Below are 24,589 nucleotides of genomic sequence, written 5' to 3' on the forward strand. Positions count from 1 at the left end.
AAATAAAACTATTTCAAATCCTTAGACCTATCGCGCGGATCGAATAGCAGGGTTCGGCCGGGGCGAAGGCGCGGCATCCAGGCGAGCCGGACCGGCCCGTCGGTGACGGGAATTTGGCGATGATCGCCTGCCCGGCGCGGCACCATTAACTTGTCTGTCGTCGCCAGCCGCTACAATATGTTGGATTGAGCTTGCATCGCCGGTGTTCGGCACCGGCAACGCAGGTGAGCCAGGCCCGTCCGAGCGGCGGGCCGTCGGCTTTTTGGGAGCCTGGACATGAGCCGCGCGAACCGTACCGATCACATCCGCCTTACCTCCCATCCGGAGCCGGGCAAAAAGGCCGCGTTTCCGATTCACTGGGGCGCAGCCGACGCGCGCGCCCGGGGGCCGATCATCGGCACAGTATCGCGCGCTGGGGATCGCAACGTGATCGGCAGCCATGGCGGCTCCTACGCGATGTACCGGGCGCTCGCGGTGTCCGCCGGCGCGCTCGATCCGATCCGCCGGCCCGACCTCACCAACACCTTTCCGGCCGCGACCATCGGGCCGTTCGAGCAATGGCGCGATCCCGACAAGATCGTCGCGCTCGATCCCTGGGGGCATCTCGTCGCGGAGAATTTCGGCAAGGACATCGCCGAGGGCGTCGACATCCGCCCGAGTATCGCGGTGACGCGGGCGCGGCTCGACTTGCCTGAGATCCGCGAGGCGCTGGCCGCAAAACGGCTGCGCGCCGACGGCGAGGTCGTGCATGCCAATGGCAGCGTCTCGGTGGTGAAGATCGCGATCGATCCGGTCTGGTACCTGCCGGGCCTTGCGACGCGCTTCGGCACCGGCGAGACCGAGCTGCGGCGCACGCTGTTCGAGCAGACCGCCGGCATGTTCCCCGAGTTGGTCACCCGGCCGGACATGAAGGTGTTTCTGCCGCCGATCGGCGGCACCACCGTCTACATGTTCGGCGATGTGACAAAACTGCCGGACCACCGCACCAAGATCACCTGCCGCGTGCATGACGAGTGCAACGGCTCCGACGTGTTCGGCTCCGACATCTGCACCTGCCGCCCCTATCTCATCCACGGCATCGAGGAATCCGCGCGCGGCGCGCAGGGGGGCGGGCTCGGGCTCGTCATCTACAACCGCAAGGAAGGCCGCGCGCTCGGCGAGGTCACCAAGTTCCTGGTCTACAATGCGCGCAAGCGCCAGGAGGACGGCGACGCGGCGGCCGCCTATTTCGAGCGCACCGAATGCGTCGCCGGCGTCCAGGACGCGCGCTTCCAGCAATTGATGCCGGATACCATTCACTGGCTCGGCCTGAAGCGCATCGACCGCTTCCTGTCGATGAGCGACATGAAGCATGACGCGCTGACCTCGCAGGGCATCGACATCGTCGAGCGCGTGCCGATCCCGCCGGAGCTGATCCCGGCCGACGCCTATGTCGAGATCGCCGCGAAAAAGGCTGCCGGCTATTACTCGACCGACATCGCGCCGGAGAAGGACGTGAATGGCGTGGTCGGGCGCTCGCTGGAAAAGTACTGATCGCGCGATGGCGGAGGCTTTGGAACAACAGGCCCGCTCCCTGCTCAGCGCAGGAGCGGTTCGCGCGCGTGCCGCAAAAATGCTCGAGATCGGCCTCGCCGGCGGGCTCCGGCACTTCACGATCGACCTCGACCGCATGGATGGTGTGGCGGAGGCCGTGATCGCGGTCACGCGCAAGGCCTATCCGACGTTGGACATCCCCTTCCATGCCCGCTGGCGGCATTTCGTGCTCGGCGGCGTCGATCGCTGGGCGGGCCTTGCCGACGCGGCATCGTGGCCGGATCGCGCGGCACGTGCTCGCACGGAGTTCGACCTCGCCATCGTCAGCGTGCTGCTCGACGCAGGTGCGGGAGCCACGTGGCGCTATCGCGACGCCGGGACCGGCGAAAGTATCGGCCGATCCGAAGGGCTTGCCATCGCAAGCCTCGACATGTTTGCAGGCGGCCTGTTCTCCGGCGATGCGCGCGCGCCGTTCAGGGCCGATGCGGACGTGCTGGCGAAACTACCGCTGGCCTCCCTCATCTCGGCCTTTCAGGCGAGCGATGCCAATCCGCTGCTCGGTCTCGACGGACGCACTGATCTGCTGCGACGTCTGGGCAAGCTGGTTGCCGAGCGCGCGGACATCTTCGGCCTGCACGATACGCCGCGGCCAGGCGGCCTGTTCGATCACATCGCGGCACAGGCTGTGGGCGGCGCGGTCGCCGCGCCCGCCATCCTGTCGGCAGTGCTGAACCAGCTTGGACCGATCTGGCCGTCACGGCTCGAGCTCGCCGGGATTCCGCTCGGTGATTGCTGGCGTCATCCGGCGATCGAGGTGGACGACGCAACGGCAGGCCTCGTGCCCCTGCACAAGCTGTCGCAATGGCTGAGCTATTCGCTGATCGAACCGCTGCAGCGCGCCGGCTTTGACGTCACCGACATCGACGGCCTGACCGGGCTCGCCGAATACCGCAATGGCGGCCTGTTCGTCGATCACGAGGTACTGCGCCTGCGCGATCCCGGCGATGCCGAGCGCGCGCATGCGGTGGATTCCCTGCTCGTCGTAGAATGGCGCGCGCTCACCGTTGCGCTGCTCGACCGGCTTGCGGGCAGCATCCGCGCCAGGCTCGGCCGCACGCCCGAGACCCTGCCCCTCGCGAGCATTCTCGAAGGTGGCAGCTGGGCTGCCGGCCGCGCCATCGCCTTCGCGCGCCGGCCGGACGGCGCACCGCCGCTCAAGGTGATCAGCGACGGCACGGTTTTTTAATCCATTCGTCCGCAGCGTAACCCATTGCGTATCGATGAATTTCAGGAGCATCCCATCATGGAAGGCGTCACGATCGTCGATCATCCGCTGGTGCAGCACAAGCTGACGCTGGTGCGGGACAAGTCCATCTCGACCAAGTCCTTCCGCGAGCTGATCAAGGAGATCGGCATGCTCCTGTGCTACGAGATCACGCGGGATCTGCCGCTCGCCGATACCGTCATCGAGACGCCGCTGGCGACGATGCATTCGGCCAAGATCGCCGGCAAGAAGCTGGTGTTCGTGCCGATGCTGCGCGCCGGCACAACCTTCGTCGACGGCATGATGGATCTGGTGCCGACCGCGCGCGTCGCCCATATCGGCCTCTACCGCGAGCCGCACAGTTTTGCCGCGGTCGAGTATTTCTTCAAATCGCCGTCCGACCTCAGCGAGCGCCTGGCGATCGTGGTGACCCCGGTGGTCGCCACCGCCAACACGGCCGTCGCCGCGATCGACCGGCTGAAGGAGCGCGGCGCCAGGGATATCCGCCTCGCCTGCCTGATCGCGGCCCCTGAGGGGCTCGAACGGCTGCGCGGACTGCATCCCGACGTTCCGATCTGGACGGCTGCAGTGGACGAGGGTCTCGACGAGAACGGCTTTATCCTGCCGGGCCTCGGCGATGCCGGCGACCGCGCTTACGGGACGCGGTAGGCGCGGAGCTCTTTTTTTGCCGCGTTTTCTTCACGCGAACCGGTCGCCACTTCGCTCGAAAACGCTCTAGATCTTCCCGCTGCCGCAAATCAGCTTGAGCGACTGCCATTCCTTGTCCGTCAGCAGCGGGGGGCCGCTGGCGGGACGATCTTCCTTCGTCATGCGCGCGAGGCGGTCTTCGGTGAGCGGGTGGCTGGCGAGGATGGTCGTCAAACCGGAACCGCCTTCCTTGCCGGTGATGCGGAACATCAATTCGGCCGCGGGTTTCGGCGAGCGGCCGAGCTTATGCATGATCTCGATCGCGAACGTATCGGCAGCGGTCTCGGCCTCGCGCGAATAGGAGGCTTCGACCACGCTACGCGAGGCGAAGATCACGGCGCTCGAGCCGGTGACATCGCCGAACAGCAGGCCGATCAGGAACGATGTGCCGCCGTTGTAGATCAGCCCGCGCATGTTATCGTAATGCTTGAGATGGCCGAGCTCATGGGCAAGGATGCCGGCGAGCTCGTCGGGGTTTTCGGCCTTGTCGACCAGGCCCCTCAGCACGTACACCTTGCCGCCGGGCAGCGCGAATGCATTCGGCACCGAGGTCGGCAGCACACCGGCCGTCATGGAATCGTCGTCGAGGCCGGCGGCATCGCGCAAACGATTGACCAGTTTTGTGAACGCGGCCTTGCCCGCGGGGTCTTCGCATGCTTTGCGGCCGAAGATGGTTTTCACCTGGACTTCGGAGGCGTCGCCGATGCGCCGTTCGATCGACTTGGGCACCAGCGGCGCGAGCCGGTCGGCAGCGAGCGGCACACCGAACAGCACGACGCAAACGATGGAGACGGCGGCGGCCACCGACCAGCCGACGATCTTTGCGACACCGCGGCGCGAGGTCTGGTGCTCGTCGATACGCGCGCAGCGGGCGGTCACGTCTGCGGCGAGCGCGGCGTCGCGAATTTCAAGCCGCGCCAGCGGCGGCGCGGATGTCGAGGCCAAGCGCAATATCCCGGCCGGACTGTCGGCGCGGCGAATGTCGGCATAGGGCCAGCGAACCGGCGCTCCGCCCTCCTCGACGATGTCGAGCGCGTCACCGAGCGCCAGCGACACCTCCCGCCTGCGGCTCGACACGCCGTCGAAGAATATCGTCGGCTTGGCGGACTGCACCGGAACCTCGGTGGACAACTCACTCACAGATCAGAATCCCGCGACATCGAGCCCATCGGCAAAGCCTTCGCCGAGCGCGCTGGCAAGCTCACCGCTGCCGCGGACATCCACCGCGGCCCCGATGTTGTGCACCTCGACGGTTTCCAGCACCTTGGCCCAGAGATCGCGCTGCAGATAGACCCGCATGACGATGTTGATCGCCAGCGCCACGGCGAAATAGCCGATGACCATCATGACCAGCATCGGGATGCTCTTGCCGGCATTTCCGGGGCCGAAGACCTGATCAGCCGGAACGCCGCTCAGCTGGACGACGAGCAAGGCGCCACCGCCCATATAGGCGGCGAAAACGGTCGAAAGCAGCATCCACCAGCCGATCACTTTCCAGTACAGGCCGTAGAACGCGTTGTGTGGCAACTCCGAGGACAGGCTGACACCGCCGATGCGGATGCCGTCGAGCCACCAGCGCCATTCACGCGCCTTGAACTCGGCATAGAAGAACGGGGCGAGCGGGAAGATCACGAGTGCGATCGGGCTCAAGAGCCACAGCCACCAGCCGCGCTTGAAGAAGGTCCAGCCGTCACCTTCGAAATCGCCGGGGAGATCGCCGTAATGGGTGTGCCGCATCTTGTAGCGTTCGAGCGACGCCTCGCGCCAGGGCAGCGCCAGGCCGAGGGTGAGGAACACCAGCAGGCCCCACGCCATGGCGCGGAACGAATAGGCCCAGCCCGAGCCGTCCATCCAGAACCGGACGCCGCGCCAGACCGTGCGCGTCAGGCGATAGCGCCGCGCGCGAAAAATCGCGAACTGGCCGAAGGCATAGAAGCTGATGAACAGCGGCGTCGAGGCAAAGCCCTGCCAGCGCTCGAACTCGATGCCGATGAGAAAATAAGCGAGGTAGATCGGCACCAGGATCGCGAGCGCGAACAGGAAGCCGACCAGCAGCTCCTTGGCCCGGCCGGTGTATTCGGCCGCATCGCCGTCGACCGCGGTGTTCGTCCACAAATGACGGCGGATGTCGGTGACCAGCCAGAACCGGTAGAAGCCGAAGGTGACGAGCTCAAGCATGGCACCCTTGGTGACCATTTTGCGGAACTCGGAGCGGTTGCCGGTGAAGTCGACCCGCGTGGGCGGCAGCGGCGGGGGTAAGGGTTCGGAGCCGATGGGGGCCCATTGCATGTCGTTCACGGCGGCAACCTCGGGGTGCGGACCTGATACGGTCAAACTATAGATCAGAGATTTGGTCGATCCCCAAGATGGCTGGGTTCGATTTACCTCGATTTCTCGCATGATTCCGTAGGCGCGGGGGTGCGGGAGATCACGTTGACACATCTGCGTGACGGTTGCTGATCCGTAGCCCGATGACAGGCTCCGCGTCATCCGGGACAGCGCCAATGGCGGCCCCAATCCCGGATTTCGCTCCGCTCCATCCGGGCTACGCATCTAGCCACCTCTCGCAAAGGTTGGATGTGGCAAAAGTCTCCCTTGCTCCGACGCAGACAACCGGCTGTAATTGCAAATCAAATACCGCAGCGCAGAATTCAACGAGAACGCGCGGTTCATGTCAGGGAGAGCGGTCATGCATGGGACCATCGAGAGCGCGGCGAAGCTCAACGAGCTACGCGCGCGCGCCACGTCACTGCCGCTGGAGCAGTTCGATCCGGGCGATCCCGAGTTGTTCAGGACCGATACGTTCTGGCCGTATTTCGATCGGCTGCGCCGCGAAGATCCCGTGCACTATTGCAAGGACTCGATGTTCGGGCCGTACTGGTCGGTGACGCGCTACAACGACATCATGGAGATCGAGACCAACCATTCGGTGTTCTCCTCGGCCTCCGCGCTCGGCGGCATCACCATCCGCGACATCGACCCGGACCTGCGCCGCGAGAGTTTCATCTCGATGGATCCGCCGCGCCATGCGGCGCAGCGCAAGACCGTAGCGCCGATGTTCACCCCGACGCATCTGGACAATCTCGCGCTCAGCATCCGCGAGCGTTCGGCCGAGTGCCTGGACAATCTGCCGCGCGGTAAGGTGTTCGACTGGGTCGATCGTGTCTCGATCGAGCTCACCACGCAGATGCTCGCGGTGCTGTTCGACTTTCCCTGGGAGGACCGCCGCAAGCTGACGCGCTGGTCTGACATCGCCACCACCATTCCCGGGCCGGACGGCCTCGTCGCCACCGAAGACGAACGGCAAGCCGAACTGACGGAATGCGCGGGCTATTTCGCGCGGCTGTGGAAGGAGCGCATCGAGCAGCCGCCGAAGAGCGACCTGCTCTCGATGATGGCGCATGGCGCCGCGACGCGCGACATGGATGCAAAGAACTTCCTCGGCAATCTCATCCTTTTGATCGTCGGCGGCAACGACACCACCCGCAACACGATGTCGGGATCGATCTACGCGCTGAGCCAGCATCCGGAGCAGTATCGCAAGCTGCGCGAGAACCCCGGCCTGCTCGACAGTTTCGTGCCGGAGGTGATCCGCTGGCAGACGCCGCTGGCGCATATGCGGCGCACGGCACTTGCCGACTTCGAGTTCCGCGGCAAGCAGATCAAGCAAGGTGACAAGGTCGTGATGTGGTACGTCTCGGGCAACCGCGACGAGGAAGCGATCGAAAAGCCCTACGATTTCATCATCGACCGCGCCCGCCCGCGCACGCATCTGTCCTTCGGCTTCGGCATTCACCGTTGCGTCGGCTTGCGGCTTGCCGAACTTCAGCTCAAGATTATCTGGGAAGAGATCCTCAAGCGCTTCGACCATATCGACGTGGTCGGCGAACCCAAACGGGTCTATTCGAGTTTCGTAAAGGGACTTGAAACCTTGCCGGTGAAGATCACGGCGTGAGATCACTCCCTCTCCCCGCTTGCGGGGAGAAAGAGAAACACTGGAGCTACGACCATGAACATCCAGACTCCGGTCAAAACCGACAACGCCGAACGCATGCGCAGGGCCCGCGAGGAGGCCTATGCGACGCCGCTGGCGCAATTCCACCCCGGCGCACCCAGGCTGTTCCAGGACGACACCCTGTGGCCGTGGTTCGAGCGGTTGCGCAAGGAAGAGCCGGTGCATTACTGCACCAATGCGCCGATCGAGCCGTACTGGTCGGTGGTGAAGTACAGCGACATCATGCATGTCGACACCAGTCACGGCATCTTCTCCTCGGACTCGACGCTCGGGGGCATCGGGATCCGCGACGTGCCTCAGGGCTATGACTGGCCGAGCTTCATCGCCATGGACCAGCCGCAGCATTCGGCGCAGCGCAAGACGGTGTCGCCGATGTTCACGCCGACGCACCTGGACGAGCTGGCAAAACTGATCCGCCAGCGCTCGCAGACCGTGCTCGACAATCTGCCCCGCAACGAGACCTTCAATTTCGTCGAGCGCGTCTCGATCGAGCTGACGACGCAGATGCTGGCGACCCTGTTCGACTTCCCCTGGGAAGAACGCCGCAAGCTGACGCGCTGGTCCGATGTCGCGACCGCGCTGCCCAAGAGCGGCATCGTCGCCTCCGCCGAAGAGCGCCGCCGCGAGATGGACGAGTGCTACGCCTACATGTCCAAGCTCTGGAACGAGCGCGTCAACTCCGCGCCGCGCAACGATTTGCTGTCGCTGATGGCGCATAACGATGCGACGCGCTTCATGGACCCCGACAATCTCATGGGCAACATCATCCTGCTCATCGTCGGCGGCAACGACACCACGCGCAACACCATGAGCGGCTCGGTGCTGGCGCTGAGCGAGAACCCGGACCAGTTCGACAAGCTGCGCGCCAATCCGGAGCTGATCGACTCCATGGTACCCGAGGTGATCCGCTGGCAGACGCCGCTGGCGCATATGCGGCGCACCGCGCTTGCCGACACCGAGATCGGCGGCAAGCACATCAAGAAGGGCGACCGCGTCGTGATGTGGTATGTCTCGGGCAACCGCGACGAGGAGATGTTCGAGAAGCCGAACGACTTCATCATCGACCGCCCCCGCCCGAGGACCCACCTCTCCTTCGGCTTCGGCATCCACCGCTGCGTCGGCATGCGGCTGGCCGAGCTGCAGCTGCGGATCGTCTGGGAGGAGATGCTGAAGCGCTTCGACCGTATCGAGGTGGTCGGCGAGCCCAAGCGGATCTATTCGAGCTTCATCAAGGGCTATGAGTCGCTGCCGGTGAGGATTCCGGGGTAGGCGTGCTCTAGGGACTACCTTAAGGCAAGCGGCCTCACCAATCTCTGCTGTCATGCCCCGCGCAGGCGGGGCATCCAGTACGCCGCGGCTCCTCGATTCTAGCCGCGCCGTCTCTGGAATACTGGATTGCCCGCCTTCGCGGGCAATGACACCGAGTGTAGGACGAAGAGTGTGCTCCTAACGCTCGAGGAGCGCGCGGCCAGCTATAAAATTCCGGCATGACAGTTCGCTCAATATGCGAAGGGCCAGCTGCGGGCTTGTGTCCTAAATCCTCCTGAGAATTCAGCACCGGCGCTCAACTCAACTTGATGTCCCACAGGCCTTCCTTGCGGCAGGCCGCGACTTCCTCGCGCAAAAGCGTCGTGACGGCGAGCGACGCCGTTGAGGCCGGGCGGTCGATCGGAGAGGCGAAAATGAGCTCGCGCGTCATCGGCTTGGATACGGGCGCGGTCTCCAGCCGTCCGTCGGCGACCTCGCCGTGGACCGACGAGGGCGGCAGCAGCGCGAAGCCGAGGCCCTCCTCGACGAGGCTCGTCAGCACGCGGAACGAATCCGCCTCGAGCTGGACGTTGAGCTTGATCTTGCGCTGGGCGGCGGCGTGCTCGATCAGCGCGCGGAGACCGTGGGAATGACTGGGCAGCACCAGCCGCTGCCGCAGCAGCCAGCCGACATCGACGCTCTTCTTGCGCGCGAGGCCGCAGCCTCGCGGGCCAACCGCGACGATATTGTCGCGGCCGAGGCTCTCCACGTTGAGATGCAGATCGGCGGAGCGGCCGTAGAGAATGGCCAGATCCATCTCGCCGCGATGCAGCCATTCGACGAGATGGCCGCTGTAGCTCTCGACGATACGCAGCGAAATTCCGGGAAATTTTTCGACGCAGCGCCGCGCGAAGCGCGCCGACAGCACGCAGCTCACGGTCGGAACCAGGCCGAGCACGACCTGGCCGGACGGCGGCCCCTTGGTCGACTGGATATCGTCGCGGATCTGGTCGATCTGCCGCACGATGCCGGAAGTGCGCGCCAGCAGGAGACGGCCGGCGTCCGTCAGCACCATGCCGCGGCCATTGCGCGTGAACAATTCGGTGCGCAGCTCGTGTTCCAGCAGCTTGATCTGCCTAGAGAGCGCCGGCTGCGCCACGCGCAACGTGTCGGAGGCCTTGGAGAGGCTGCCGAGCTCCGCCACGCAACTGAAGGTCCTGAGCTGCCGGAAATCCATGCTTGCCAATCCTCGAAGGCTACTTCATACGCTATAGCAAATGAGCATAGGGGGCTGGCGATGTTTTCACAACGCCAGAGGATCGGCCGGCGTTATCTTGACTGCCGCTAGATACGGGAAACGCCATGAGTGAAGAACACCACACCGAAGATCACGCCGACATCCGCGAAGCCGTCGCAAAGCTCTGCGCGCAGTTTCCCGGCGAGTACTGGCGCAAGCTCGATCGCGAGATGGCCTATCCCAAGGCCTTCGTCGATGCACTGACGCAGGCCGGCTATCTCTCGGTGCTGATCCCCGAGGAGTATGGCGGCGCGGGCCTGAAGCTGTCCGCCGCGGCTGCGATCCTCGAAGAGATCCAGCGTGCCGGCTGCAACGGCGGCGGCTGCCATGCCCAGATGTACACGATGGGCACCGTGCTGCGGCACGGCAATGACGAGCAGAAGGCGAAGTACCTGCCGAAGATCGCCAGCGGCGAATTGCGGCTTCAGGCGTTCGGCGTCACCGAGCCCACCAGCGGCACCGACACCTCCTCGCTGAAGACGTTTGCGCGCAAGGAAGGCAACGACAGCTACATCGTCAACGGCCAGAAGATCTGGACCAGCCGGGCCGAGCATTCCGACCTGATGGTGCTGCTGGCGCGCACCACGCCGAAGGAGCAGAGCAAGAAGCGCACCGATGGTCTCTCGGTGTTCATCGTCGATATGCGCGAGGCCAAGAACAACGGCCTCGAGATCCGCCCGATCCGCACCATGATGAACCACGCCACCACCGAAGTGTTTTTTACCGACATGAAGGTGCCGGCGGAGAATCTGATCGGCGAGGAAGGCAAGGGGTTCCGCTACATCCTCTCCGGCATGAACGCCGAGCGCATTTTGATCGCGGCCGAATGCGTCGGCGACGCCAAATGGTTCATTGCGAAGGCCACGAACTACGCCAAGGAGCGCGCGGTGTTCGGCCGGCCGATCGGCCAAAATCAAGGCATCCAGTTCCCGATCGCCAAGGCTTACGCCTCGATGCGCGCGGCCGAGCTGATGGTGAAGGAAGCCACGCGCAAATACGAAGCCGGGCTCGACTGCGGCGCGGAGGCCAACATGGCCAAGATGCTCGCCGCGGATGCGTCGTGGGAAGCGGCAAACGCCTGCATCCAGACCCATGGCGGCTTCGGCTTTGCCGAGGAGTACGACGTCGAGCGCAAATTCCGCGAGACGCGGCTCTACCAGGTGGCGCCGATCTCGACCAACCTCGTGCTGTCCTACGTCGCCGAGCACGTGCTCGGCATGCCCCGCTCGTACTGAGGTCGCGCCATGGGAGCATTGGACGGGATCAGGGTGATTGCAGTCGAGCAGGCGGTGGCGGCGCCGTTCTGCTCGTCGCGGCTGGCGGATGCCGGCGCGGAAGTGATCAAGATCGAGCGGCCCGAGGGCGATTTCGCCCGCGGCTATGACGCGGCGGCCAAGGGCCAGAGCAGCTATTTCGTCTGGCTCAACCGCGGCAAGCAATCGGCCGTGGTCGATCTCGCAACGAAAGAAGGCTGCGCCGAGCTGGAGAAGCTGATCGCGAGTGCGGACGTGCTGATCCAGAACCTCAAGCCGGGCTCGATGGACAAGCTCGGCTTTTCGCGCGAACGGCTGCTGAACGACTATCCAAAACTGATCTCCTGTACGATCACCGGCTATGGCGACGAGGGTCCCTACGCGCACCGCAAGGCCTATGATCTGCTGATCCAGGCCGAGAGCGGCCTTGCCTCGATCACCGGCAACCCCGATGGCGCCTCTCGTGTCGGCATGTCGATCGTCGACGTCGCGACCGGCGCGACCGCGCATGCGGCGATCCTGGAAGCGCTGATCGCGCGCGGGCGCACCGGCAAGGGCTGTGACATCCGCATCTCCATGTTCGACGTGATGGCGGACTGGTGCACCGTGCCGCTGCTCAATTCCGAAGCCGGCAATCCGCCGAAGCGGATGGGCCTGCGCCATCCCTCGATCGCGCCCTACGGCGTGTTCACCTCGAAGGACGGCAAGGACATCCTGATCTCGATCCAGAGCGAGCGCGAGTGGAAGACGCTGTGCGTCAAGGTGCTCGACCAGCCCGATTTGCCGGCCGATCCGCGCGTCGCCAACATGGTCGAGCGCGTACGCAACCGGGATTTCACCGACAAGACAGTCGCAGATATCTTCGGCAAGATGACGCGCGACGAGCTGTTGAAGCGGCTGTCGGACGCCGACATCGCCTTTGCCGAGGTCAACACCATGGCCGACCTCACCAATCATCCGCATCTGCGCCGCATCGAGGTCGATACGCCGCAGGGACGTGTCAGCTATCCCGCGCCGGCGCCGATCATCGTCGGCGAGACCCGCAGCTACGGCGCTGTGCCGGGCATCGGCGAGCGGTCGGCCAAGAAGTCATAACAAGAGCGAGGCGTCATGACCGAGAAGCTCGACATCGATCACTTGCGGCAATGGATCGGCCGCAGCACGGAGGCCACCGACATCGTCACCGCGCAGCTCGCCAAGGGCTTGCGCGCGACGCTGTTCCAGGAAGTCGGCGAGCCCAAAGCGGGCGATGCCGCGCCGTTCACTGTGCATTGGTGCCTGGCGCAGCCGGTGTTTCCGATGTCGATGCTCGGCCCCGACGGCCATCCGACCCGCGGCGGTTTCCTGCCGCCGGTGCCGCTGCCGCGCCGGATGTGGGCCGGCGGCGAGATCGAATTCCTGCAGCCGCTGCGCGTCGGCGATGAATCGACGCGGACCTCGCGCATCGCCGATGTGCAGGTGAAATCCGGCTCGACCGGCACGCTGTGCTTCGTCTCGGTCGAGCACAGCATCTCCTCGCCGCGGGGCGTTGCTATCCGCGAGCGGCAGGACATCGTCTATCGCGAGATGACGAGCAGCGCGCCCGCCGGCGCCAAGGCCCCGCCTCCGCCGCCGAAGGCGCAGCACCGCGAGACGCACGTGTCCGATCCCGTGCTGCTGTTTCGTTATTCCGCGCTGACCTTCAACGGCCACCGCATTCATTACGACCGTGACTACGTCACCAAGGTCGAGGGCTATCCGGGCCTGATCTTCCACGGCCCGCTGCAGGCGGCGCTGATCGTGGAGATGGCGGCGAAGCTGCACGACGGCAAGGCGCCGAAGAAGTTTTCGTATCGCGGCGTGCAGCCGCTGTTCGAGGGGACCGAGTTCTCCATCAACGCCAACGAGACCGAGGCGGGCCTGGAGCTGTGGACCGCGAATGCGGAAGGGCAGCCGACGATGCAGGGGACAGCGGTGTGGTGACGCTCTCTCCTCGTCATTGCGAGGAGCTCGTGACAAAATTGCGGAGCAATTTTGCACTGTAGCGACGAAGCAATCCAGACCGTCACCGCAGAGGCAGTCTGGATTGCTTCGCTTCGCTCGCAATAACGGGTGAGGCTAGTAGCGGCAATCAACAACAGGGACGGAAACCATGGCCAAGAACGGCAAGAGCGGCAGCAAGTCCGTCACCGTGAAGCAGGCGACGCTGGACCTGCTGCGCTCGCTGGGCATCGACAGGGTGTTCGGCAATCCCGGCTCGACCGAGCTCCCGTTCCTCAGCGACTGGCCCGACGATATCGACTACGTGCTGGCACTCCAGGAAGCCTCCGCCGTCGGGATGGCCGATGGTTACGCGCAGGCGACGCGCAATGCGGGCTTCGTCAATCTGCACTCGGCGGCCGGCGTCGGCAACGCGCTCGGCAATATCTACACCGCGCACCGCAACCAGACGCCGCTCGTGATTACCGCGGGCCAGCAGGCGCGCTCGATCCTGCCCCTGCAGGCGTTCCTCTATGCCGAGCGCGCGTCGGAGTTTCCGCGGCCTTACGTGAAATACAGCGTCGAGCCGGCACGGCCGGAGGACGTGCCGGCCGCGATCGCGCGGGCCTATTACACCGCGATGCAGCCGCCCTGCGGGCCGACCTTCGTGTCGATCCCGATCGACGACTGGGCGCATGCGACCGCACCGGTCGAGGCGCGCAAGGTCAGCCGCGAGATCGGGCCCGAGCCGGACGCGATGAAGGCGCTGGTCGCCGCGCTCGGCTCAGCAAAACACCCTGCCCTCGTGGTCGGCCCCGGCGTCGACCGCGCCGGCGCGGTCGATCTGATGGTGCGCCTCGCCGAGAAGGCCAAGGCCAGCGTCTGGGTCAGCCCGTTCTCTGCACGCTGCTCGTTCCCCGAGCGGCATCCGCAATTCGCGGGGTTCCTGCACGCCTCGCCGGCGCAGCTGTCCGATGCGCTGCGCGAGCACGATCTCGTCGTCGTCGTCGGCGCGCCGGTGTTCACCTTCCATGTCGAGGGCCATGCCGCGATCTTCGACGGCGGCGCGACGATCTTCCAGATCACCGACGATCCGGATGCGGCCGCGGTAACGCCCGTCGGCACCAGCATCATCGCGACCATGAAGCCGGCGCTGAGCCTGCTGCTCGACTTGTTGCCGGAGAGCAAACGCGCGACGCCGAAAGGCCGCACGCTGCCGCCGGCGCCACAAGCCGCCGATCCGCTGCCGGTTGAATTCCTGCTGCACTCGCTGTCGCAGGCGATGCCGGACGACGCGTCGCTTGTCGAGGAAGTGCCCTCGCACCGGCCGGCGATGCAGAAGTTCATGCCGATGCGCGGCCAGGACAGCTTCTACACCATGGCGAGCGGCGGCCTCGGTTACTCGCTACCCGCCGCGGTCGGCATGGCGCTCGGCAAGCCGAAGCAACGGACGGTGTGCCTGATCGGCGACGGCTCGGCGATGTATTCGATCCAGGCGCTGTGGACCGCCGCGCAACGAAAACTGCCGCTGACCATCGTCGTCATCAACAATTCCGGCTACGGCGCGATGCGCTCGTTCAGCCAGGTGATGCAGGTGAGGAACGTGCCGGGATTGGAGCTGCCGGGGATCGATTTCGTCAGGCTCGCCGAGGGCATGGGGTGCCATGCGGTGCGGGTGAGCAAGGCCGTGGAGCTGGGCGAGGCGCTCAAGCGCGGAATGGCGTTCGAGGGGACGAGCCTCGTCGAGGTCGTCGTGGATTCGGCGGTGCCGGTGCTGTACGGGCAGAAGCATTAGGGGGGGCGCGTAGCCCGGATGGAGCGAAGCGAAATCCGGGAATCGTGCCACAAGCGAGTCGACCCGGATTACGCTGCGCTCCATCCGGGCTACGAACTACGACTACGACATCACGACGCCAAAAATCCCCCGTCCGCCGCGAGCACGTGGCCAACGACATACGACGACGCGTCGGACGACAGCCACACCACGGCCTCCGCCACTTCCTCCGGGCTCCCCATCCGCCGCAGCGGCAGGCCCGCACTGACGGTCGCGACATCGCCGACGCCGGCGCGCAGCATCATGTCGGTGACGACCCGGCCCGGCGCGATCGCGTTGATGCGGATGCCGCGCGGGGCATTCTCCATCGCGGCCGAGCGTGTCAGCGAGATCGCGGCGGCCTTCGAGGCCGAGTAGAGCGAGAAGCCGGGATTGGGATTGCGCATGCCGCTGACGGAGGCGTTGACGACGATGCTGCCGCGGCCCTGCGCCAGCATCGCCGGCAGTTGATGGCGCAGGCACAAGAACAGCGCACGGACATTGGTGTCGAACACCGTGTCGTAGATCTCCATGCCCTGCTCTTCCAGCGGCGCGCGGCGCTCCTGGAATCCGGCATTGTTGAAGGCGACATCGAGCCGGCCGCAGCGGTCGACCGCCGTGCGAACCAGACGTTCGACGTCATCCTCTTGCGTGATGTCGGTTTGGATCGCGATCGCGTCAGCGCCGAGCTCCCGGCACGCTGCGGCGGTGTCCTTGATTTCGGCTTCGCGCCGCCCCGCAACGACGATCGCCTCGGCGCCTTCCGAGGCCATCCGCAGTGCCGTGGCGCGGCCGATGCCGCTGCCGCTGCCGCTGCCGCCGCCCGTGACGAGGCAGACCTTGCCTCTCATCCGCATCCCGGCCGGCACAGTTCCGCTCATGGCTCACTCCAAAACGCTTGCGCGCGACGTTGCGCGCATATAGTTGTATGGTACAACTATATGCTGGGAGTCAAGATGGCCGAGCTTGCGCTGATCGACGACATCCGCGCCGCCTCGCGATTGATGGTGCGGGAGCTCGGCTTCATGGATGCGACGGTGGCGGCCTCGGACTATCCGCCCTCGGCGGTGCACACCATTTTGGAGATCGGCATCCGCGGCCCGATGAACTCAGGCGACCTCGGCGATTTCCTGCGGCTGGAGAAATCCAGCGTCAGCCGTATGGTGCGCAAGCTGGTCGATTGCGGCGAGCTGCGGGAGACGCCTGACGAAGCCGATGCGCGCAGCAAGCTGTTGTCGCTGACGGCGAGGGGCCGGCGCACGCTGGAGGCGCTGCACGCGTTCGGACGCCAGCAGGTGCGCGGCGCGCTGGCCGCGCTGACAGAGACCGAGCAGCGCACGGTGCGCGAGGGCACGATGCTCTATGCGCGGGCGCTGCGGCAGAGCCGGATGGAGGATGAGGGGGAGTCGGCGGCGTAGCCGCATTCTCAGTGTCATCGCCCGCGAAGGTGGGCGATCCAGTACTCCGCGGCGCCAGTTGTGCAAACCAATGACCGCCGCGGAGTACTGGATGCCCCGCCCCCGTGCGCAATTGCGCACTAGGCGGGGCATGACAGCGTCAAGTATGGCGGCTACTTCCCGAACTCCTCCCGCATCTTCGCCTGGATCTTGGCCATGCCGCCGATCCAGCGGTCGTAATTCTCGGTCTTCTTGCGCATGTAGCCGAGCACCTGGGGGTGCGGCAGGATCAGGAATGTCTCCTGCTCGAGGCCGGCGAGCACGTCTTTCGCAACCTGCTCCGGCGTGAGATCGCCATCGCCGGATTGCGGGCCCTTCGGGATCGAGCGCAGCATGTTGGTGTCGACGCCCTGCGGGCAGAGGATCGAGACCTTGATATTGTCCGCCTTGTGCGAGATCGCGAGATTTTCGGCAAAGCCGACCGCGGCGTGCTTGGTGGTGGAATAAGCGGGGCTGCCGACCTGCGACAGCAGACCTGCCGCCGAAATCGTATTGAGAAAGTATCCGCCGCCGCGCGCCTTCATGCGGGGAATGAGATACCGCGCCGCATAGACATGGGCCATGACATGGATCGCCCAGCTCCGCTGCCACGGCTCGTCGGAGGCGCCACCGGCATTGACCGACATGGGATCGAAGCCGCCGCCGATGCCGGCATTGGAGCAGAACAATTCGATCGGGCCGAACTGCCGTTCGGTCTCCTCGATGACGTGAGCGACCTCTTTTTCCTGCGCGACGTCGCATCTGAAGGCCGCGCCATCCACCGTGGCGGCGACGGCTCTTGCATTGGCGGCGTCCATGTCCGCGACGACGACCTTGGCGGCACCCGCCTTGTGGAAGGCCTCGCACAGCGCCTTGCCGATGCCGTTTGCGCCGCCCGTGACGACCACGACCTTGCCGGTCACCTGCATGCGACGTCTCCTCTTTGTCTTGTAGCGCTTCTCTTTTCGGATAGCGCTTCGCTATCTTATACCGCTTCGCTTATTCCGCTTCGCGGATCTTGCTCAGCTCAACACGAGGTCGAGCACCGCGGTATAATGGCACGCCGCGCCGGCCAAGACAAAGCCGTGCCAGATCGCATTCTGGAAGCGCAGCCGCCGCCAGGCATGGAAGATCACGCCAAAGCTGTAGAGCAGGCCGCCCGCAAGGATGAAGCCCAGCACCAGCGCAGGCAGCGCCTTGACCACGGCGTCGTAGACCATCACGCCGCTCCAGCCCATCGCGAGATAGATTCCGACTGCGACGCGGTCGAACCGGCCGGGATAGAGAAGTTTCAGCACGATACCGAGGATCGCGACGCACCAGACGCCGCCGAGCAGCACCAGCGCGAACACACTGTCCCTCACCTCGAGGATGAACGGCGTATAGGTCGCCGCGATCAGCAGATAGATCGCGCAATGGTCGAACCGCCGCAGCAGCCATTTGGCCGGCGAGACCGGCCAGAGATTATAGGTCGCCGACAGCACCAGCATCGAGAGCAGGCCGGCGACATAGATCGAGACCCCGACGATGTTGGTGGCGTCGGCGTAAACCGCCGTCAGCACCACCAGGACCGTGGCGGCGACGATGCCGCAGAACACGCCGATCGCGTGGATCACGCCGTCCGCGATCAATTCGGCACGGTCGTAGTTCCAGCCGATCGCGTCGGCCGCGGCGTGGACGGAGGTGGATGCGAGCTGTTTCAGTTGGAAGACGGTCATGGCAATCCGCAAGGGCTCAGACAATGCCCTCTTGTAGGGTCTTTCGCGATCGGCGCATCGTTCAAACGGCTGATTTGCCGATAAAGGCGGTGGAAGTATGAAGCTTGATTTTCCCTACGCAGTTGCCACTTTTGTGAACGGCTTCACTGTTCCGCCCGCCCCGAGATCAATCACGTTCATATGGCATTCAGTTTCCAGGATATGGTCGAAGAAGCACGGCTGTCGGCAAGGGCGCTGATCGACTATGGCGAGCACTTCTTCAACCCGACGGTGCGGCTCGGGGTCACCGGCCTGTCACGGGCCGGTAAGACCGTATTCATCACCGCGCTGATCCACGGCCTCACCCGTGGCGGCCGCTTTCCGGTGTTCGAGGCCTATGCCTCGGGCCGGATCGCGCGGGCGCATCTGGCGCCGCAGCCGGACGACGCCGTGCCGCGCTTCGCCTATGAGAACCATTTGCGCGCGCTGCTCGAGGAGCGGCGCTGGCCGAACTCGACCGTCGACATCAGCGAACTCAGGCTCGTCATCGACTATCAGCGCCAGAACGGCGCCGACCGCACATTGACGGTCGACATCGTCGATTATCCCGGCGAGTGGTTGCTCGACCTGCCGCTGCTCCAGAAGAGCTATGAGCAATGGTCGGCCGAAAGCCTCGCGCTGTCGCGCGAGGCGCCGCGCGCGCATCTTGCGGCGGATTGGCACGCGCATCTCGCGACGCTCAAGCCCGAGGCGCGCGAGGACGAGCAGGCGACGCTGACGGCGGCAAAGCTCTTCACCGGCTATTTGCGCGCCTGCCGCGACGAGCGGTTCGCGATGAGCCTGCTGCCGCCCGGCCGCTTCCTGATGCCCGGCAATCTCGCCGACACGCCGGCGCTGACTTTTGCGCCGCTCGACGTACCCGTGGGCGGCCAGGCACCGGACGGCTCGCTGTGGGCGATGATGGTCCGCCGCTTCGAGGCCTACAAGGACGTCGTGGTGCGGCCGTTCTTCCATGATCATTTTGCCCGGCTCGATCGCCAGATCGTGCTGGCCGACGCGCTCGCCGCGTTCAACTCCGGCCCCGAAGCGCTGCACGATCTCGAAGCCGCGCTTGCCGGAATTCTCGACTGCTTCCGCATCGGCCGCAGCACGTTCCTCTCCAGCCTGTTCCGGCCGCGTATCGACCGCATCCTGTTCGCGGCGACCAAGGCGGACCATCTGCATCATTCCAGTCACGACCGGCTCGAGGCGGTGCTGCGCCGCGCGGTCACCCGTGCGGTGGTGCGCGCGGAAGATACCGGCGCGGAGATCGACGTGGTGGCGCTCGCTGCCGTTCGCGCCACGCGCGAGGCCCAGGTCGCGCATGGCCGCGACAAATTGCCGTCGATCCTGGGAACGCCGGCGGCCGGCGAAAGCGCAGGCGGCGAGTTTTTTGACGGCAACACGGAGGTTGCGACCTTTCCGGGTGACCTGCCGCCGGACCCCGAGCCGCTGTTCAACGGCACCGGCGCATTCCGCGGCCTCTCGACCGAAGCCGCCGAGAAGAGCGATTTTCGCTTCCTGCGCTTCCGTCCGCCAAAGCTCGAACGCAAGGGCAATGACGAGCCGGCGCTGCCACACATCCGCCTCGACCGTGCCCTGCAGTTCCTGATCGGAGACAAGCTGTCATGAACGATCGATCCAAGCCGCGGCGGCCGGCGACGTTCCGGCTCGACGATCCCGGCGTCGTCGTCACCGAAGCCGACGAGACCAGCCGGCTCGGACGCGCCACGATCCAGATCACGCCAGAACACGATCCGCAGGCGCTGCCAGTGCCGATCGAGGCCGCTCTGCCAGCCCGCCGCGGCTTTCCCTGGGGCACGCTGTTCTGGTCCGGACTCGGCGGGCTGACGCTGCTCGGCACCGGGCTCGGCGTGGTCCGTCTGATCGAGGATCTGTTTGCGCGCAGCGAAACGCTCGGCTTCGTCGGCCTCGCATTCGCCTTCGTCACCGCACTGGCGCTCGCGGTGGTGATCGGGCGCGAGGCCTTTGGTCTGGCGCACCTTGCAACCATCGAGAAGCTGCATGCGCGCGCAGCCGCGGTCCTTGCCAGCGACGATCGCAAGGAGAGCCGCGTCATCGTGCAGGACCTGCTCAAGATCGCGCACCAGAATCCGCAGCTTGCGCGCGCCCGCGCGACGCTGGAGAGCCACACCGGCGAGATCATCGACGGCGCCGACATGATCCGGCTTGCCGAGCGCGAATTGATGTCGCCGCTGGATGCGGAAGCGCGGCGACTGGTGTCGTCGGCCGCGCAAAAGGTCTCGATCGTGACCGCAGTTTCGCCACGCGCGGCGATCGACGTATTGTTCGTGTTCGTGGCCGCGTTGCGCCTGATCCGTCAGCTCGCTTTTCTCTATGGCGGTCGCCCCGGCGCGCTCGGCATGATCCGCCTGCTCCGCCACGTGATCGCCCATCTCGCCATCACCGGCGGCATGGCCGCGAGCGACAGCCTGGTGCAGCAGATGCTCGGCCATGGCATCGCGGCAAAGCTGTCGCAGCGGCTTGGCGAAGGTGTGCTGAACGGATTGCTGACCGCGCGGCTGGGTCTAGCCGCGATCGACGTGACGCGCCCGCTGCCGTTCGCGGCGCTGCCGCCGCCAAAACTGTCGGACCTCGCGACGGATCTGTTGCGGAAGAAGGACGAGGAGTAGCGGCGCTATCCGCGCCATCGTTCGCGCCATTCGCCGGACCGGCACATGGCGCGGCGCCTGAATGAGCGAAGCTTAAGCTCGCGGTTCATCGGGAAAGTCGAAGCTCACAATGACAAACCCGACCGCACCAAACACCAACAGCGCCAGGAACAGTGCCGCAACAGCAAAGGACCACACGAAAGGCTCCGAGCAGCTGAGTGCCACCCAATCGAGCCAACGAGCGGAATATCATCCCTCGCCGGCTGATCTGAGGCAGATCCGGACGGGGTTAAAGGGCAATTGTCCGGTAAAATGACCTTGCTCAGTCAAGCCGCGCCTCGCAAGCGAACTATCGAGTTAGCCCTTTCGAGTATTGGAGGATTATCTGCCGCGGTTTATGGCAACTGAGCACAAGGAGGCGGCAATTCAAGTCGTCGTTTTTAAGTCAGCCTCTGGTCGCCCCATACCACGGCGCATCACCCCGTTAAGAAACTGGTTACCAGTCAATGTCACCATTTGCATATTAGGCCGCCATATGCGGCGCACATTCTGAAAACGGCTCAATATTTCGACACGCCCGGTTGGCGGTCTCTTTCAGGAGAGGCCCAATGTTTAAGGGCTTAATGGCAGCGCTTGTGGCGCTGATCAGCACACTGCAACTGGATCGATACCTGACCAACGGTCGGTACACCGACGCGGCCATGGATATGCTGCGGCAAATCAGGCGCGCGTTTGGATTTTGAGGTGCACTGGACGATTTGAGGCCGGTGATGAAGGGCATCCCATGGACTGATCTCGACGCGGAGGAGCAACGCGCCATTGCGATATTGGGCGCCGGGCTCTCCATCGAGCTGTGTGCCCCCGTCGCTCTCTCAAGATTGAAGCGGCTCGGGCTGATCGCAGGGTCTCAATTGACCGCTGCTGCGCACGAGCTGCGGAGGCGCGTTGTTCTGGAAGAACTCAGTGCGCGGGATTGAGCCGCGTAACCAATTGGCACGCTCGATCCTCGCCTGGTCGGGAGTGCCTTGACGGGGCTAACAAGGCGTGGGGAGTTTGATGGTGGCAGGTGCAATTGAGCTGATCGTGGAGGGATACGTTTCCCTCAGGGACCAAGCAACTCTTGATGAGCTTCGGACACAGCGCCGCAAACTTATCGCAGATCTCGATGCATGTACCGGGATCGACTGCACGAGTACGATCCGACAGATCGAGGAAGACATCGTCGTGATTGAGGCCGGGCTGGCGCGGTTGGCGGCCTAGTCGGCCGGATGTTCAGAGATTGCCCGGTGTCGTATCGGCAACGCTGCACTCGGTGTGGATCAGGTCCTTCTTGGTCACCCGCACGCTGCCAAGATAATAACCTCGCTCCTGGACGGCTGCCTTGATCTCGTCGCTGACCTTGAGAACTCTCGCTCTGCTCTTGCGCCATTTGTTGGAAGAGTAGAGCGCGGGCATCGGAGAGCCGTTGCTGACGACGAGGAAGTCCCGCTTGCCATTGCGATAGACATCAAACATGTCCTATCCCCGTAGATAATATCAATAAGAGAAAATATGTTTCGTCACGATAGCTCCAGCTTAGTGGCTTAAATGCTTGAGCGGGTGGTAATCTGGGATGGCGGCCTGTGAATGTCGGGAAGAATGCTGGTTGCAGCTAAGCGATCAGCTCAGATTTCTGCTCTATGTTGTTATCATGCCACGCCAAGCCGCTTCAACGCGTGGCCTCGTTTGCCTTTGGGACCCCACAAGGGGAGAAGGGAAGAAGGGTGCCTCGCTAGGCGAGCGTACGCTTCTCGAATTCCCCCGCCAGCACCCGCCATTGAAACAGCGGCGAATCCGTTGGCGGCGAGAGTTCCGGCGTCCAGCCGGTGAGCTTCTCAATCACATAGGTATCCGTCAGAACGCCGCGCCAGCGACGTTCGACCTGGTCGAGCTGCTCGCGCTTCGCCGGGATCGATCCCCACACCGGTGCGCGATTGTCCGGCTCTCGCCCGACATAGATGCCTGCATGCCCGCTGATCCGATCCATGCCGGGATCGCGAAAACCCTGGAAGCGGCCGCGTTCGTTTATCTCGACGACGGGCACGCGGCCCCTGAACAACCAGCGCATCATCGCGTAGGTGCGATAGTCCGTGGTCGCGATCCAGGTCGCGCCGGTCTCGTCGAGCGCGGCCTGCGCACGCGCAGCTACCTGCTCGTAGCCGGCCTCGGCGCCGATCGGGTCGATCTTGCCGAGGAGATTCCAGGGCGCGGCGACGTAGTACAGGAACACGATGACGACGAAGGCGATCCCCGTGACGACCGCCGTGTTGAGCCAGAAGATGCTCGACCGGATCATCCGCGCCGACCAGTGCTCGCGCGACAGCATGACGAGGTTGACCGCGGCGGCGGCAAAGCCGACCGGCCACATGAACATCGGCCAGGTGTCGCCGACCCTGAGCGTCGTCGACTTGAAGAAGAAATAGAGGAACGGCACCAGCACCGCGGTCGACAGCAGGATCGCGACCGGCTCGCGCGTGCGATAGCCGCGCCACGCCGTCATCCCGAGGCCTGACAGCACGACCGGCAGCATGACAAAGCCGACCAGGCCGAATTGCAGGCCGATGTAATCGCCGATCGTGCGCAGCGAGATGCCGTAATTGGCGGTGGCCCGCACGCCCTGGAAACGGAACGAGGCCCAGTCGTGCTGCGCGTTCCAGATCAGCACCGGGGAGAACACGGCAATCGCGATCAGCACCGCGAGATAGGGGTAAGGACTGCGCAGCCAGCGCCAGCGCCAATCCGGCACCAGCAGAAACGCGGCGACCGCCGGCGCGAACATGATCGCGGTGAATTTCGACAGCATCGACAGCCCGGCGAACAGGCCCGCCGCCAGCCACCAGCGTCCGTCGCCGCCCTGCGCGAGCCGCACCAGGGCCCACATCATCGCCACCGCGAACGGGATCATGGCAACGTCCGGTGCGACCTTGGCCATCAGCAGGCCGTAATAGAGCGCAGCCTCCGGCATCAGCACCGCGAACATGATGGCGCGCGCATCATGAGTGAGGCGGCGGACGATGTCGGCGAGCAGCAGCTGCGTCACCAGCATCGCGACGATGCCGCCGAAGCGGACGCCGAGCACGGTGTCGCCGAAGATCGCGGTACCAAAACGGATGAACCAGGCGATCATGGGGGGATGATCGAGGAAGCTGAGCGCTACCTCCTTCGACCAGGTCCAGTAATAGGCCTCGTCGGTGCGCAGCTCGATGGCGGAGGCGTAGACGATGCGCAGCAGCGTCATCGCGGCGATGACGAGCACGGCCACGACGAGGGGCCGGCGCACGGCGCCGGCTGGGGGCGTAGTGATATCAGGGGCTGTCGTCACGGCCGCGCTTTTCGCCAACCTGGGAGGGGGAGTCAATGCGGGGGCGTCGCGCATATCGCTGTCGTCCCGGGGCGCGACATAGTCGCGAGCCCGGGACCCATAGCCACAGGGAGGAGTCGTGGCGCGAACTGGTAACCACGAGTCTTCGTCAAATCCGATCCTGTGGCTATGGATCCCGGATCGCCGCGCCGCTTCGCGGCGCTTGTCCGGGACGACAGCGGTGGGTGTGGCGCGCGCCTTTGCCCACCCTACGGTTCGGTAACCTTGCCGCGCATGTGATCAGGCCAGCTGTCCGCCCCTGGAATTAAACGCTACGCTGGCTGTTCTCCTTCA

The 24,589-nt window shown here is 64.8% G+C and carries 22 protein-coding genes; 14 read left to right on the forward strand and 8 right to left on the reverse strand.

The genetic code is table 11. The features are described from left to right. Nucleotides 1-276 precede the first annotated feature (276 nt). Genes HAP41_RS39170 through upp form a run of 3 tightly spaced genes read left to right on the forward strand, consistent with a single transcriptional unit; the run spans nt 277 to nt 3,466 of the window. A complete protein-coding gene (locus tag HAP41_RS39170; RefSeq protein WP_166081778.1) occupies nt 277-1,533 on the forward strand; it encodes a GTP cyclohydrolase II in 1,257 nt (418 codons plus the stop codon). A gap of 7 nt (nt 1,534-1,540) precedes the next feature. Next, on the forward strand, nt 1,541-2,779 hold the full coding sequence (locus HAP41_RS39175) for a URC4/urg3 family protein (protein WP_166081769.1): 1,239 nt from the start codon (nt 1,541-1,543) through the stop codon (nt 2,777-2,779). Nucleotides 2,780-2,836: 57 nt separating this feature from the next. Continuing rightward, the gene (gene upp / locus HAP41_RS39180; protein WP_014492299.1) at nt 2,837-3,466 is read left to right on the forward strand and encodes a uracil phosphoribosyltransferase; all 630 of its coding nucleotides are present in this window, start codon (nt 2,837-2,839) and stop codon (nt 3,464-3,466) included. A 66-nt stretch (nt 3,467-3,532) separates the two neighbouring features. On the opposite strand, the gene HAP41_RS39185 is transcribed toward upp, so the two are convergent. Together HAP41_RS39185 and HAP41_RS39190 are read right to left on the reverse strand one after the other, a co-directional pair. Further along, a complete protein-coding gene (locus HAP41_RS39185; RefSeq protein ID WP_166081740.1) occupies nt 3,533-4,645 on the reverse strand; it encodes a M48 family metallopeptidase in 1,113 nt (370 codons plus the stop codon). A gap of 3 nt (nt 4,646-4,648) precedes the next feature. Beyond that, a complete protein-coding gene (locus HAP41_RS39190) occupies nt 4,649-5,803 on the reverse strand; it encodes a YjgN family protein (RefSeq protein WP_166081736.1) in 1,155 nt (384 codons plus the stop codon). Nucleotides 5,804-6,194: 391 nt separating this feature from the next. Here HAP41_RS39190 and HAP41_RS39195 point away from each other — a divergent pair, with 391 nt between their 5' ends. Together HAP41_RS39195 and HAP41_RS39200 are read left to right on the forward strand one after the other, a co-directional pair. Beyond that, nucleotides 6,195-7,460, forward strand: coding sequence for a cytochrome P450 (locus HAP41_RS39195; RefSeq protein WP_166081728.1), 1,266 nt, complete (start codon nt 6,195-6,197; stop codon nt 7,458-7,460). A gap of 54 nt (nt 7,461-7,514) precedes the next feature. Further along, on the forward strand, nt 7,515-8,789 hold the full coding sequence (locus HAP41_RS39200) for a cytochrome P450 (RefSeq protein ID WP_166081717.1): 1,275 nt from the start codon (nt 7,515-7,517) through the stop codon (nt 8,787-8,789). 295 nt (nt 8,790-9,084) lie between these two features. Here HAP41_RS39200 and HAP41_RS39205 read toward each other — a convergent pair whose 3' ends face one another. Next, on the reverse strand, nt 9,085-10,005 hold the full coding sequence (locus HAP41_RS39205; RefSeq protein WP_166081708.1) for a LysR substrate-binding domain-containing protein: 921 nt from the start codon (nt 10,003-10,005) through the stop codon (nt 9,085-9,087). A gap of 125 nt (nt 10,006-10,130) precedes the next feature. Here HAP41_RS39205 and HAP41_RS39210 point away from each other — a divergent pair, with 125 nt between their 5' ends. The 4 genes from HAP41_RS39210 (at nt 10,131) to mdlC (ending at nt 15,072) form a co-directional block, all read left to right on the forward strand. Next, entirely contained in the window at nt 10,131-11,300 is a 1,170-nt protein-coding gene (locus tag HAP41_RS39210) for an acyl-CoA dehydrogenase family protein (RefSeq protein ID WP_063985425.1), read from the forward strand. A 9-nt stretch (nt 11,301-11,309) separates the two neighbouring features. Continuing rightward, nucleotides 11,310-12,413, forward strand: a complete 1,104-nt coding sequence (locus HAP41_RS39215; RefSeq protein ID WP_166081683.1) for a CaiB/BaiF CoA transferase family protein — start codon at nt 11,310-11,312, stop codon at nt 12,411-12,413. Nucleotides 12,414-12,428: 15 nt separating this feature from the next. Beyond that, a complete protein-coding gene (locus HAP41_RS39220; protein WP_166081662.1) occupies nt 12,429-13,280 on the forward strand; it encodes an HTD2 family dehydratase in 852 nt (283 codons plus the stop codon). A gap of 169 nt (nt 13,281-13,449) precedes the next feature. Next, nucleotides 13,450-15,072: a benzoylformate decarboxylase gene (gene mdlC / locus HAP41_RS39225; protein ID WP_166081658.1), complete on the forward strand. Its 1,623-nt coding sequence runs from the start codon at nt 13,450-13,452 to the stop codon at nt 15,070-15,072. Between the two features lie 110 nt (nt 15,073-15,182). Here mdlC and HAP41_RS39230 read toward each other — a convergent pair whose 3' ends face one another. After that, nucleotides 15,183-15,971, reverse strand: a complete 789-nt coding sequence (locus HAP41_RS39230; protein WP_166081654.1) for a glucose 1-dehydrogenase — start codon at nt 15,969-15,971, stop codon at nt 15,183-15,185. 75 nt (nt 15,972-16,046) lie between these two features. On the opposite strand from HAP41_RS39230, the gene HAP41_RS39235 reads away from it, so the two are divergent. Continuing rightward, nucleotides 16,047-16,508 (forward strand): MarR family winged helix-turn-helix transcriptional regulator, encoded by a 462-nt coding sequence (locus HAP41_RS39235; RefSeq protein ID WP_166081650.1) that lies wholly within the window; start codon nt 16,047-16,049, stop codon nt 16,506-16,508. Nucleotides 16,509-16,660: 152 nt separating this feature from the next. Here HAP41_RS39235 and HAP41_RS39240 read toward each other — a convergent pair whose 3' ends face one another. Together HAP41_RS39240 and trhA are read right to left on the reverse strand one after the other, a co-directional pair. Then, on the reverse strand, nt 16,661-17,455 hold the full coding sequence (locus HAP41_RS39240; protein WP_071909673.1) for an SDR family oxidoreductase: 795 nt from the start codon (nt 17,453-17,455) through the stop codon (nt 16,661-16,663). Between the two features lie 93 nt (nt 17,456-17,548). Continuing rightward, the gene (trhA, locus tag HAP41_RS39245) at nt 17,549-18,244 is read right to left on the reverse strand and encodes a PAQR family membrane homeostasis protein TrhA (protein ID WP_028151267.1); all 696 of its coding nucleotides are present in this window, start codon (nt 18,242-18,244) and stop codon (nt 17,549-17,551) included. Between the two features lie 180 nt (nt 18,245-18,424). Between trhA and HAP41_RS39250 the strand changes: the two genes are divergently transcribed. The 4 genes from HAP41_RS39250 (at nt 18,425) to HAP41_RS39260 (ending at nt 22,155) form a co-directional block, all read left to right on the forward strand. After that, nucleotides 18,425-19,894, forward strand: coding sequence for a YcjX family GTP-binding protein (locus HAP41_RS39250; RefSeq protein WP_166081629.1), 1,470 nt, complete (start codon nt 18,425-18,427; stop codon nt 19,892-19,894). Next, complete coding sequence (locus HAP41_RS39255; RefSeq protein ID WP_166081618.1) at nt 19,891-20,916, forward strand: YcjF family protein; 1,026 nt, start codon at nt 19,891-19,893, stop codon at nt 20,914-20,916. Before HAP41_RS39250 ends, HAP41_RS39255 begins: the two co-directional genes overlap by 4 nt. Nucleotides 20,917-21,503: 587 nt before the next feature. Then, a complete protein-coding gene (locus HAP41_RS50170; protein WP_256461605.1) occupies nt 21,504-21,638 on the forward strand; it encodes a hypothetical protein in 135 nt (44 codons plus the stop codon). A gap of 316 nt (nt 21,639-21,954) precedes the next feature. Next, the gene (locus tag HAP41_RS39260) at nt 21,955-22,155 is read left to right on the forward strand and encodes a hypothetical protein (protein WP_166105515.1); all 201 of its coding nucleotides are present in this window, start codon (nt 21,955-21,957) and stop codon (nt 22,153-22,155) included. Between the two features lie 12 nt (nt 22,156-22,167). Here the strand turns inward: HAP41_RS39260 and HAP41_RS39265 are convergent, their stop codons facing one another. Both HAP41_RS39265 and HAP41_RS39270 read right to left on the reverse strand, forming a co-directional pair. Next, the gene (locus HAP41_RS39265; protein WP_166081584.1) at nt 22,168-22,410 is read right to left on the reverse strand and encodes a hypothetical protein; all 243 of its coding nucleotides are present in this window, start codon (nt 22,408-22,410) and stop codon (nt 22,168-22,170) included. A 256-nt stretch (nt 22,411-22,666) separates the two neighbouring features. Beyond that, nucleotides 22,667-24,172 carry a glycosyltransferase family 39 protein gene (locus HAP41_RS39270; RefSeq protein ID WP_414643299.1) on the reverse strand — a complete coding sequence of 502 codons (1,506 nt, stop codon included), beginning with the start codon at nt 24,170-24,172 and terminating at the stop codon, nt 22,667-22,669. Nucleotides 24,173-24,589 lie beyond the last annotated feature (417 nt).

This window comes from Bradyrhizobium barranii subsp. apii (assembly GCF_011516635.5).
Taxonomy (GTDB): Bacteria; Pseudomonadota; Alphaproteobacteria; order Rhizobiales; family Xanthobacteraceae; genus Bradyrhizobium; species Bradyrhizobium barranii.

Bases quoted from the DNA above. Each gene is read 5' to 3' on its own strand.
- HAP41_RS39170 (WP_166081778.1), top strand. From the start codon at position 277: ATGAGCCGCGCGAACCGTACCGATCACATCCGCCTTACCTCCCATCCG.
- HAP41_RS39175 (WP_166081769.1), top strand. From the start codon at position 1,541: ATGGCGGAGGCTTTGGAACAACAGGCCCGCTCCCTGCTCAGCGCAGGA.
- upp (WP_014492299.1), top strand. From the start codon at position 2,837: ATGGAAGGCGTCACGATCGTCGATCATCCGCTGGTGCAGCACAAGCTG.
- HAP41_RS39195 (WP_166081728.1), top strand. From the start codon at position 6,195: ATGCATGGGACCATCGAGAGCGCGGCGAAGCTCAACGAGCTACGCGCG.
- HAP41_RS39200 (WP_166081717.1), top strand. From the start codon at position 7,515: ATGAACATCCAGACTCCGGTCAAAACCGACAACGCCGAACGCATGCGC.
- HAP41_RS39205 (WP_166081708.1), bottom strand. From the start codon at position 10,005: ATGGATTTCCGGCAGCTCAGGACCTTCAGTTGCGTGGCGGAGCTCGGC.
- HAP41_RS39210 (WP_063985425.1), top strand. From the start codon at position 10,131: ATGAGTGAAGAACACCACACCGAAGATCACGCCGACATCCGCGAAGCC.
- HAP41_RS39215 (WP_166081683.1), top strand. From the start codon at position 11,310: ATGGGAGCATTGGACGGGATCAGGGTGATTGCAGTCGAGCAGGCGGTG.
- HAP41_RS39220 (WP_166081662.1), top strand. From the start codon at position 12,429: ATGACCGAGAAGCTCGACATCGATCACTTGCGGCAATGGATCGGCCGC.
- mdlC (WP_166081658.1), top strand. From the start codon at position 13,450: ATGGCCAAGAACGGCAAGAGCGGCAGCAAGTCCGTCACCGTGAAGCAG.
- HAP41_RS39230 (WP_166081654.1), bottom strand. From the start codon at position 15,971: ATGAGCGGAACTGTGCCGGCCGGGATGCGGATGAGAGGCAAGGTCTGC.
- HAP41_RS39235 (WP_166081650.1), top strand. From the start codon at position 16,047: ATGGCCGAGCTTGCGCTGATCGACGACATCCGCGCCGCCTCGCGATTG.
- HAP41_RS39240 (WP_071909673.1), bottom strand. From the start codon at position 17,455: ATGCAGGTGACCGGCAAGGTCGTGGTCGTCACGGGCGGCGCAAACGGC.
- trhA (WP_028151267.1), bottom strand. From the start codon at position 18,244: ATGACCGTCTTCCAACTGAAACAGCTCGCATCCACCTCCGTCCACGCC.
- HAP41_RS39250 (WP_166081629.1), top strand. From the start codon at position 18,425: ATGGCATTCAGTTTCCAGGATATGGTCGAAGAAGCACGGCTGTCGGCA.
- HAP41_RS39255 (WP_166081618.1), top strand. From the start codon at position 19,891: ATGAACGATCGATCCAAGCCGCGGCGGCCGGCGACGTTCCGGCTCGAC.
- HAP41_RS50170 (WP_256461605.1), top strand. From the start codon at position 21,504: ATGTTTAAGGGCTTAATGGCAGCGCTTGTGGCGCTGATCAGCACACTG.
- HAP41_RS39265 (WP_166081584.1), bottom strand. From the start codon at position 22,410: ATGTTTGATGTCTATCGCAATGGCAAGCGGGACTTCCTCGTCGTCAGC.
- HAP41_RS39270 (WP_414643299.1), bottom strand. From the start codon at position 24,172: ATGACGCTGCTGCGCATCGTCTACGCCTCCGCCATCGAGCTGCGCACC.